Annotated in this window: 12 protein-coding genes; 7 read left to right on the forward strand and 5 right to left on the reverse strand. The window is 55.8% G+C overall.

Going from position 1 to position 8746, the window contains the following annotated elements; genetic code table 11:
- Nucleotides 1-2: 2 nt before the first annotated feature.
- Entirely contained in the window at nt 3-623 is a 621-nt protein-coding gene (locus CLH62_RS18660) for a peptidylprolyl isomerase (RefSeq protein WP_099619706.1), read from the reverse strand.
- 220 nt (nt 624-843) lie between these two features.
- On the opposite strand from CLH62_RS18660, the gene CLH62_RS18665 reads away from it, so the two are divergent.
- Nucleotides 844-1593, forward strand: a complete 750-nt coding sequence (locus CLH62_RS18665) for a cyclic di-GMP-binding domain-containing protein, MshE-related (RefSeq protein WP_099619707.1) — start codon at nt 844-846, stop codon at nt 1591-1593.
- Between the two features lie 31 nt (nt 1594-1624).
- On the opposite strand, the gene CLH62_RS18670 is transcribed toward CLH62_RS18665, so the two are convergent.
- The 3 genes from CLH62_RS18670 to flgA all read right to left on the reverse strand — a co-directional run bounded on the left by CLH62_RS18670 (nt 1625) and on the right by flgA (nt 3278).
- Nucleotides 1625-2095, reverse strand: a complete 471-nt coding sequence (locus tag CLH62_RS18670; RefSeq protein ID WP_099619708.1) for a flagella synthesis protein FlgN — start codon at nt 2093-2095, stop codon at nt 1625-1627.
- 7 nt (nt 2096-2102) lie between these two features.
- Nucleotides 2103-2429 (reverse strand): flagellar biosynthesis anti-sigma factor FlgM, encoded by a 327-nt coding sequence (gene flgM, locus CLH62_RS18675; protein ID WP_099619709.1) that lies wholly within the window; start codon nt 2427-2429, stop codon nt 2103-2105.
- A gap of 147 nt (nt 2430-2576) precedes the next feature.
- Nucleotides 2577-3278: a flagellar basal body P-ring formation chaperone FlgA gene (gene flgA, locus CLH62_RS18680; protein ID WP_211285843.1), complete on the reverse strand. Its 702-nt coding sequence runs from the start codon at nt 3276-3278 to the stop codon at nt 2577-2579.
- Nucleotides 3279-3466: 188 nt separating this feature from the next.
- Here flgA and CLH62_RS18685 point away from each other — a divergent pair, with 188 nt between their 5' ends.
- The 6 genes from CLH62_RS18685 (at nt 3467) to CLH62_RS18710 (ending at nt 8478) form a co-directional block, all read left to right on the forward strand.
- On the forward strand, nt 3467-4396 hold the full coding sequence (locus CLH62_RS18685; protein WP_099619711.1) for a chemotaxis protein CheV: 930 nt from the start codon (nt 3467-3469) through the stop codon (nt 4394-4396).
- 37 nt (nt 4397-4433) lie between these two features.
- Nucleotides 4434-5261 carry a CheR family methyltransferase gene (locus CLH62_RS18690; RefSeq protein ID WP_099619712.1) on the forward strand — a complete coding sequence of 276 codons (828 nt, stop codon included), beginning with the start codon at nt 4434-4436 and terminating at the stop codon, nt 5259-5261.
- Nucleotides 5262-5264: 3 nt separating this feature from the next.
- Nucleotides 5265-6461 (forward strand): MFS transporter, encoded by a 1197-nt coding sequence (locus tag CLH62_RS18695; RefSeq protein WP_099619713.1) that lies wholly within the window; start codon nt 5265-5267, stop codon nt 6459-6461.
- Nucleotides 6461-7078, forward strand: a complete 618-nt coding sequence (locus tag CLH62_RS18700) for a flavin reductase family protein (protein ID WP_099619714.1) — start codon at nt 6461-6463, stop codon at nt 7076-7078. Before CLH62_RS18695 ends, CLH62_RS18700 begins: the two co-directional genes overlap by 1 nt.
- Nucleotides 7079-7099: 21 nt before the next feature.
- Nucleotides 7100-8002 (forward strand): LysR family transcriptional regulator, encoded by a 903-nt coding sequence (locus CLH62_RS18705; protein ID WP_099619715.1) that lies wholly within the window; start codon nt 7100-7102, stop codon nt 8000-8002.
- A 107-nt stretch (nt 8003-8109) separates the two neighbouring features.
- A complete protein-coding gene (locus tag CLH62_RS18710; protein ID WP_099619716.1) occupies nt 8110-8478 on the forward strand; it encodes a DUF7352 domain-containing protein in 369 nt (122 codons plus the stop codon).
- A gap of 29 nt (nt 8479-8507) precedes the next feature.
- Here the strand turns inward: CLH62_RS18710 and CLH62_RS18715 are convergent.
- Nucleotides 8508-8746: cupin domain-containing protein (locus tag CLH62_RS18715; RefSeq protein WP_211285845.1), on the reverse strand; the 239-nt coding region annotated here is incomplete at its 5' end.

Genomic DNA, 8746 nt, shown 5'->3' on the forward strand with positions numbered 1-8746 from the left:
TGTCAGTCAGCAGTATCCAGCACGGTGACCGTCTCAATGATCACCGGTTCAACCGGAACATCTGCCATGCCCCGCTTCCGGGTGGTCTGTTTACGGGCGATAGCATCAACAACACCCATGCCCTCGGTTACCTTGCCGAAGACGGCATAGCCAGGGCCGCGAACGCCCGCATTGAGGAAGTCGTTGTCCGACAGGTTGATGAAGAACTGTGAAGTAGCGGAATCCGGTGAGCTGGTCCGGGCCATGGCAATGGTTCCACGGAGATTGGGAAGCGTGGGTATGGCCTCGTTCTTGACAGGGGCGCGGGTCGGTTTACGGGAGAGGTCTTCGGTAAATCCACCACCCTGGATCATGAAGCCGGGAATTACCCGGTGAAAGATGGTGCCGTCGAAGAATCCGGCTTGCGCGTAGTCCAGAAAATTGGCGACGGTTTCCGGGGCAACGTCAGGGCGGAACTGCAGTTCAAGGGCACCTTCACTGGTCACCATCCGCACTTTCGGAAGCGGTCCATCGGCTGGTTGGCCACTGCTCTGGGCAAGCGTAGTGCCCGCCGGCAAAAGCAATGAGAGAAGCATTAACAGGACGGGAGTCACACTTTTCACGGGTTTTACCAGATTTGTCATTTTCGGCCGCTCTCTGTGTAATTCGCAGGGGCTTTTCCTGCGACAATTCAATGAATTCTGTTTTCCGGTGCGTGATCTTATCAGAACGTGATTGTAAAACGGGGACTGTATCCACGCACATTTGATTGTGATCCGCTAATCTTTTCAGGTGCAGGAAAGGCTGCATCTCATTCGCCGGGCAGTGTTGTACGGTTTTCACGGTTCAATAAGGAGAAACTGGGTGAGAATCCGTCAGGGATTTGAAGAAAAATCACGCCTTGGGCGATTATTGGTTAATCGTGGCTATCTGTCTGAAGGCCAGGTGGAAGAGGGCCTGAAAGTTCAGCACGAAACCGGCCAGCGTCTTGGGGAAGTGTTCATCCAGGCCGGCTGGCTCACGGAAAAGGAACTTCACCGGGTTCTCAAGCACCAGTCCCGCTATCGTAACGCGGCAGCCCTGGTGACCATGGTCACGCTTCCGTTCCAGCCGCTGGTGACCTTTGCGGCCAGTAACACTACAGACGCCTCTCAATCGGGGATGGAAACTGGCGAACTTTATCAAAGGGGGAATCTTGCTCCCCTGACCGAAACCGAACTGGCGGCCGTATCGGGGCAGGGTGATCCGACCCTGCTTGACCGGATCGGACTGGTCGGGGCGATGGCAGAGAACCCGACCGGTGGCGACAGCACGGGAGGAAGCCCGGCGGCTGATGTTATTGAAGGGCTGAAACTGACGGCAAATATCTTCGTGCCGGTTCTGAACTTCCTGGAATCGGACTTTACCGTTTCGGGCGTTCACTACCGGGAAGGGGAGCCCCGGTACGCGGTGCGAGACGATGGAGCGCTGATGCTGGCATTTCCCGAGCGTATCGAAGAAATTCGCATGGACAATATTCGTGTCACCGGAAGTCAGGGGCCCTCAATGGGCAACGTAAGCATCCACGATATCCGGTTTCATCCGGACTCCACGATGACCATCTACACCCGGTAAAAGTGGTTATGGGGCAGTGGCCAGCGTGGTTTCAGGCGCTGGCGAGCACTGTCCGGCTTGAAACTGTCGTGTGCTCTCCGCGTGCTCCGTAGAGCTTCTGCTGGCCATTGGCACCACGGAAGATGTCAGTCAGTCGGGTCAGGCGCTTTTGCAGGTGGGTGATCACTCGCCCGTTGTTCTGGTTCAGGGTCTGACAGGCTCGCAGTTTCTGGTCCGCTTCCTGCCAAAGCTGAAACAGATCGGAAAGACCTGCGCTCCGAATAAAGCGGGAGGGCTCACCGCTCTCGGGGTGATATCCCATCTGAACCAGTGTCCGGATTTTCTGTTTTGCCCGCTCACGAATGGCCCCGAGAAGATCGTTTTTCTCTCTGGTCAATTCATTCAGAGCCTCCAGATCGGAGGTGGCAAGACAGGTTTTTTCCCTGCCGAGGATGTCAGCGAGTGTGTCCAGCTGGCTGACATCCTGGGATAGAAGAGTCTTCAGATCATCGATTGCTGCCATGATTTACTCACCCGAAAATGCTTTCATCCATCTCAAGCATTTTCTGGGCCAGTTTCTCGGCGTCAATTTTGTAGGTCCCGTTTTCGAGGGCGGACCGGATCTGCTCAATACGGTCATCATCCATCTCAGGATAATCACCCAGCTTCTGTTCGAGCTGTTTTAGATTCCTCGCCTGACTGCTCAGGCTAACGTTTTCACCCCGGGCACCCTGGGACTGGGTTTTTGCCTGCTCATTGGTCGCCGGCTGGCTGCTCTGAGCGCCAGCGCCCTTGTCGGCCGTGGTTCTCTGGGTGTTGACCTGGCCGGGGCCAATTCCATTGAAGTCAACTGACATATCAATACCTGCTTGCCTGATGCGCCAAACGTTTGCGGCGCTTACTCGAGTTTATATCCTGTTAACGGCAGAACCGAAGAAACCTTTAAAAACTTTTTGCGTTCCGGCAGAACCTTGCCGTGCCGGCAAAATGCTGCCGACGCGCGGCTACATCTGGATCTCCACATGGCCGGCGGCAACAACATTCGCCTTTACTGTACGTGAGGAGCTCAGATTTTCGACTAAAACCTGCTCTCCCACGCCTGCGTTTGCGAGAGCTTTACCTCGGGAACGCACCGAAAACCCGCCGGTTTTGGCAGTGATGATAACATGATCCCCGCGCTCTATCGCATCCGGGGCAGAGAGCATGTCCGGAGTGATCAAGGAGCCGGCATTGATGGAACGCCGAACCTCCATTCCAACTGCTTGTCTGCTCTCTGTTATAACCCCACGCCTCGAGGCATTGATTTCCACGGACTGATGCGTCACCAGATCGGAGGTAATCCGCTCACCGCGGGTCAGGGGGCGGGTAGCAACCAGGGCGGGCCCATGAATTGATACGGACGCAGTAACGAACATTCGCCAGGGGCGGTGTCCTTCGCAGGCTACCAGCAGTGAAGGGCTTGTACTCTTCCAGGGGTCGCCGCTGAACTCGACACTCAGGGGCTGTTTGCATTCGGCGAGAGCGAGTCGGCTATCGATGGACCCTGGTTCAAAGGAAACCGTATAGCCAGCACCGGTCTGTTCGTTGGCAAAGTTGTCCAGAAACGCGAGGGTCGCCTGCCGGATCTGCTCGGCAGTGGTTTGGGCCAGCAGCGGGCCGCTCAGGCTAGACATTAGCAGGAGTAGGGCGAAATTGGTGATGCGCATACGTATGAGTTTGTCCTATGCTGTCAATATCAGGGCAGAAAACCCGAATAATGGCTAAGGGTTCGGGGCAAATGGCCGTTAAGTTGGCTGATCCTCCGCTGAGATGACGGTTTCCAGTCGATCAGGCGATTATTAAGTAACCAGCAAGATATATGCCGGCGTAATGCCGGCAAGCCAGGAGAAATTAAATGGCAGGGGTATTGGACAGCGTAAACCAGCGCACGCAGCTGGTAGGGCAGAATCGCCTTGAGCTCCTTCTTTTTCGCCTGCGAGGGCGTCAGATCTATGGCATCAACGTCTTCAAGGTGAAGGAGGTTTTGCAGTGTCCCAAGCTGTCATCGATTCCTAATAGCCGGAACGTCGTCAGGGGTGTCGCCCATATCCGGGGCGAGACCATTCCGATTATTGATCTGAGCATGTCCATTGGATTGCCTGGAATTCCTCAGGAAGAACTGGCAACCAGTTTTGTCATCATTACTGAGTACAACCGTAAAACCCAGGGCTTTCTGGTTACTGGTGTCGACCGGATCATGAACATGAACTGGGAAGATATCCTGCCACCGCCCAAGGGTGCCGGAAGGGACGTTTACCTTACCGCTGTCACAAAAATCGATGATAAGCTTGTAGAAATCATTGATGTAGAGAAGATTCTTGCAGAAGTTTCTCCGCTCGGTGAGGATGTCACCGAAGCCGTGCTGAGTAAGAGTGCCGATCGCGTGCCCGGCCACCTGCCGGTCCTGGTGGTGGATGATTCGACCGTGGCCCGTCGCCAGATAGAGCGTTGCCTGACGGCTATCGGAATGGAAGTCGTTACCAAGAATGACGGCAAACAGGCTTACCAATATCTGAAGGAAGTGACGGCCGACGGTTCGCGGGCAAAGGATCATTTCTCCCTGATCATTTCCGACGTTGAAATGCCAGAGATGGACGGCTATACGTTGGTAACGAAGCTCAAGGGTGATCCGGCGCTTGCCGACATGTTTATCATGCTGCACACCTCACTCAGTGGGGTCTTTAATCAGGCCATGGTCAAGAAGGTCGGTGCCGACGACTTCATGGCAAAGTTCAGCCCCGACGAACTCGCCGAGCGGGTAATGGAAATCATTGACCAGGGTTGATGAAGCTGCTCAGAGATTCACTCAGAACAGAGATCCAATGAAAGCGGATATAACGCCACAGGAATATGAAGCCTTCAAGTCGTTCCTGCAGGACGCCTGTGGGATTTTGCTGGGAGAGAACAAGCAGTATCTGGTGAAAAGCCGGTTACGGCGGATTCTCGAGGACAATAGCATGAACTCCCTCGGGGAACTCCTTGATCGTCTCAAGCGGCCCGGCCGGGGTGGTTTGCGTGAAGTCGTCATTGACGCCATGACCACCAATGAAACCCTGTGGTTCCGTGATAACCATCCGTTCCGGATCCTTCAGGAGAAACTGCTTCCTGAATTTGCCGAGCGCAATTCCAGTCAGCCGCTTCGAATCTGGTCTGCCGCTTGCTCAACCGGGCAGGAACCTTACTCGATTGCCATGATTGTGGAGGAGTTCCGACGGCTTCGGCCCGGCAAACTGCGTGACGTGAAAATCACGGCGACCGATATTTCCAAGAGCGTCCTTGAGGTTGCCCGTAAAGGTGAATACGAGATGATCGCCATTGGTCGCGGCCTGTCGCCGGAGCGTCAGAAGCAGTTCTTTACGCCATCCTTGAACGGGGGCTGGCAAATCAAGCCGCAGATCAAGACCATGGTGGAGTTCAAGGAACTGAATCTGCTGGAGCGATACATGCTCGGCAAATTCGATATTGTGATGTGTCGCAACGTTCTGATTTATTTCTCAGCGGAATCGAAGAAGGACATCCTGACCCGGATGCATGCCACCCTTAATCCCGGAGGTTACCTGGTTCTTGGTGCATCCGAATCCCTGAACGGTTTGCCTCACCTTTACGAGATGGTCCAGTGCCATCCCGGAATTATTTACAGGAAAAAATAACCCATGCCCCTAAATGTCTGGGTCCTGGTTGCGGCGCAGGCGCTGGCGATGTGCACGGCGCCCTTCATTGTTTTCATCGGCAGCATCCAGGGCCGTCTGCTCGCACCCGCAGCGGAATACGCCACCCTTCCTGTCGGCCTTGTTGTCGTCGGGACAGTTCTGGCCATCAAACCCGCCACCTGGCTGATGGAGCGATTCGGCCGCAAACAGGTGATGTTGCTGGGCGCAACCATGGGAATTCTGGCTGGATTGCTCGGTGCCCTGGCATCCTGGCTCGGGCTGTTTTCGCTTTTGTGTCTGGCGGCGGTTATTGGTGGTACCGGGCTGGCGGTAGTCCACCAATACCGTTTCGCTGCCATGGAATCCGTGCCTCTTGGAATGGCAGGTTCCGCCGCAGCCCGGGTGCTGCTTGGCGGGTTGGTTGCGGCCTGGCTCGGGCCCGAAATCGCCGCCATTGGCAGTGGGACGGCTGAACAGTATCCGTTTCTGACCAGCTGGGTTGGCCTGGCGGCGGTGCAGGGCGTTGCCCTGATTATTCTCGGTGCTGGTTACCGGGCGAAGGGTGAGCTGGTACGTGAAACCCATCCTGGCGGTGGCCGCCCCCTGCGTGAGATTCTTTCCAACCCACTGGTATGGGCCTCAATCAGCGCTGCCGCTATCGGTTATGCGGTGATGAGCTTCATCATGACGGCCACACCACTGAGCATGACCGAGATGGCCGGGCATGACCTCGACGACGCCAAGCGTGTTATCCAGCTCCATATCATGGCCATGTACCTTCCCTCGCTCATCAGCGGATGGCTTACCCGTGTTGTCGGCATCCCCCTGATGATGGCGGCGGGGCTTCTGGCCTATCTGGGCTGCATCTTGCTCGCCGCCAGCGGCGTCAGCTTCCATCATTATCTCTCGGCGCTGTTGTTGCTGGGCGTGGGCTGGAACTTCCTGTTTGTAGGCGGTACAACACTACTTCCCAGAGGCTATCAGGATGCAGAGCGTTTCAGGGTTCAGGGCTTGAACGACATCATGGTGTTCGGTTCCCAGGCTACCGCAGCGCTCTCTGCGGGTGCCATCCTGAGTTGGCTGGGCTGGGGCGGGCTGGTTATGGTCGCCGTGCCATTTCTTGTCCTGCACGGCATTCTGATGACCCTGTGGCTCCTGCGGGAGCGTACACCTGAAAGCGCTGTTAACGGGAGAGACTGATGCTGATCAATTTTGACGGGATGGATCCGAAAGACGCCTACCATATCCTGACTCAGACCGTCATTCCGCGTCCTGTCGCCTGGGTGCTGAGCGAGAACCCGGATGGTGATTACAATCTTGCGCCGTTTTCCTTTTTCACGCCCATCACCAGCAATCCACCCTTGCTGATGATTTCGGTCGGCAAGAAACCCACGGACGGGGTATCGAAGGATACCCGGGTCAATATCGAAGAGAGAAAGCATTTTGTGATTCATATCGCCCCCAGGGCACTGGCGGCAGCGGTTACCGAATCCTCACGGACGTTGCCCCACGGCGAGTCTGAACTGAAGAATCTCGACCTTGAGATGGTGGATTTTGAAGGCGCCAGCCTGCCGCGCCTCAAGGATTGCCACGTCGCTTTTGCCTGTGAGCTGTATGACATCAAGGAAATCGGCGCCGGTCCGCAATCGCTGGTTTTTGGCAAGGTTAACCGGGTGTGGGTGAGTGACAATGCGGCCCGTTACGATGACAAGAACCGGCTCACGTTTGACGGTTCGGCGATTGATCCGCTTGGCCGGCTTGGCGGCAGCGAATATGTTACGTTCGGTGAAATAATCAAGATTCCCAGGCCTTCCTGATCTCTGACGAGGTGCGGCGCGGTGGAACAGCTGAATCTCAGGCATCTCTATTATTTCTGGGTGATCAGTCGTGAGGGCTCCATTGCCCGTGCCAGTGAGGTTCTGGAGCTGGCACCTCAGACTCTCAGTGGTCAGCTTGCGACGTTCGAAGCCTCAGTCGGTGGCCGTTTGTTTTCACGGGAGCGGCGCCAACTCATTCTGACAGACCTGGGGCGATTGATCCTTGGTTATGCTGATGACATTTTTGCGCTTACGGGCGAGCTTGCGGAAACTCTTCGGCTCGATCCTTCCGAACGCCCCCTCACGCTTCGTGCCGGCATTTCCGCATCGATTCACAAGCTGATTGCCTATTACCTCTTGCAACCGGCGATGGCTGTTAAACGGTCGATTCAACTGGAATGCCAGACAGGGCGTACTGAGGACCTGGTCCTCAGCCTCAAGCGTAAGGAGCTTGATCTGGTCCTTACAGACCGCATGCCAAAGCTCCAGGAAGAGGCGAATCTCACGGTCCATCCGTTGGCGGGCTCGAGCATGAGTCTGTTTGCAGCGCCGGAACTGGCCGACCGCTTGAGAGATGGTTTCCCGGAATCCCTCAATGGTCAGCCGCTTCTGGCCAACGCCACCGATGCACCATACTTCGAACGTCTCATGAACTGGTTTTCCCTTAATGGCGTGCGCATGAGGCTTATTGCCCGGGTAGACGACAGCGCATTGATCAAAGTGTTCGGAAGCCAGGGCTATGGCGTATTTGCGGCACCGACAGTCATTCGGGAGGAGGTCTGCCGGCAGTATGAAGTTGAGCAAATCGCCTCAATTGATGACGTCGTGGATGAGCTTTTCGCAATTACCCGAGGCGGAAAAATTGCGCATGACGGCGTCAGAGCAATCTGCGAGGCGCACTCCGACTTTCAGGGCCTGAAATAACCTCGAAAAAAACGATGTTAAAACCTCAACAAAGCTTATTTTGTCGATCTCTGTTCCCGTCCATTATGGAGTTGTGAAAGGCAGCAACCCGAAGAGGAGCAGCAGCTATGAAAACCATCCACAAATTTCGTCTGGAACCTGGCAAGGAACCGACCACTCTCTCACTCAGGGAAGGGTATCGGGTGGTGCGCAGCGAGTATATCGTTCCCCACAAGGCCGTTTACCTCTGGGTGGAGCAACCCCTGAATGTAACCACACCGACCCTGGAGAGGCAGTTCCGAGTCGCGTATTCCGGTGAACCAGTACCGGATCACTTTGAATACGTCGACACTGCATTGGACCCGTTTGGTCCCGAAGCGTACCACGTGTTTGCAGTTCCGGCCGACGAGGACTCAACAACCTTCAGCCCCAGGGGTGAAGGCGCAAGCAACGACGACCTCGCCAGGCGTAACTGGCAACCCACAGCGATCTCCTGATCATCCTTGGGGCCCTCCGGGGCCCTTTTTTATCGGGTTCCTATGGGCAGGTGACCGGTTTTAACCCAGATCACCGTCTCCTGATCCACGAACGGGTGGTGCTGGCTCAGGTGGGGGCTTCGAATCCAGGTTCCTTCAGGATACCGGCCGTGCTCGTCGCAGAATTCACCAGACAGTACAAAAATCTCCTCGCCCCCGAAGTGCCTGTGAGGTTGAAACACTGTAAGCGGCCGGTAATCCCATCTTGAGTCAGGCGCTGTCGCCGTCA

The sequence above is a fragment of the Marinobacter guineae genome, from assembly GCF_002744735.1.
GTDB lineage: Bacteria > Pseudomonadota > Gammaproteobacteria > Pseudomonadales > Oleiphilaceae > Marinobacter > Marinobacter guineae.

Bases quoted from the DNA above. Each gene is read 5' to 3' on its own strand.
- CLH62_RS18660 (WP_099619706.1), bottom strand. From the start codon at position 623: ATGACAAATCTGGTAAAACCCGTGAAAAGTGTGACTCCCGTCCTGTTA.
- CLH62_RS18670 (WP_099619708.1), bottom strand. From the start codon at position 2,095: ATGGCAGCAATCGATGATCTGAAGACTCTTCTATCCCAGGATGTCAGC.
- flgM (WP_099619709.1), bottom strand. From the start codon at position 2,429: ATGTCAGTTGACTTCAATGGAATTGGCCCCGGCCAGGTCAACACCCAG.
- flgA (WP_211285843.1), bottom strand. From the start codon at position 3,278: ATGCGCATCACCAATTTCGCCCTACTCCTGCTAATGTCTAGCCTGAGC.
- CLH62_RS18685 (WP_099619711.1), top strand. From the start codon at position 3,467: ATGGCAGGGGTATTGGACAGCGTAAACCAGCGCACGCAGCTGGTAGGG.
- CLH62_RS18690 (WP_099619712.1), top strand. From the start codon at position 4,434: ATGAAAGCGGATATAACGCCACAGGAATATGAAGCCTTCAAGTCGTTC.
- CLH62_RS18695 (WP_099619713.1), top strand. From the start codon at position 5,265: ATGCCCCTAAATGTCTGGGTCCTGGTTGCGGCGCAGGCGCTGGCGATG.
- CLH62_RS18700 (WP_099619714.1), top strand. From the start codon at position 6,461: ATGCTGATCAATTTTGACGGGATGGATCCGAAAGACGCCTACCATATC.
- CLH62_RS18710 (WP_099619716.1), top strand. From the start codon at position 8,110: ATGAAAACCATCCACAAATTTCGTCTGGAACCTGGCAAGGAACCGACC.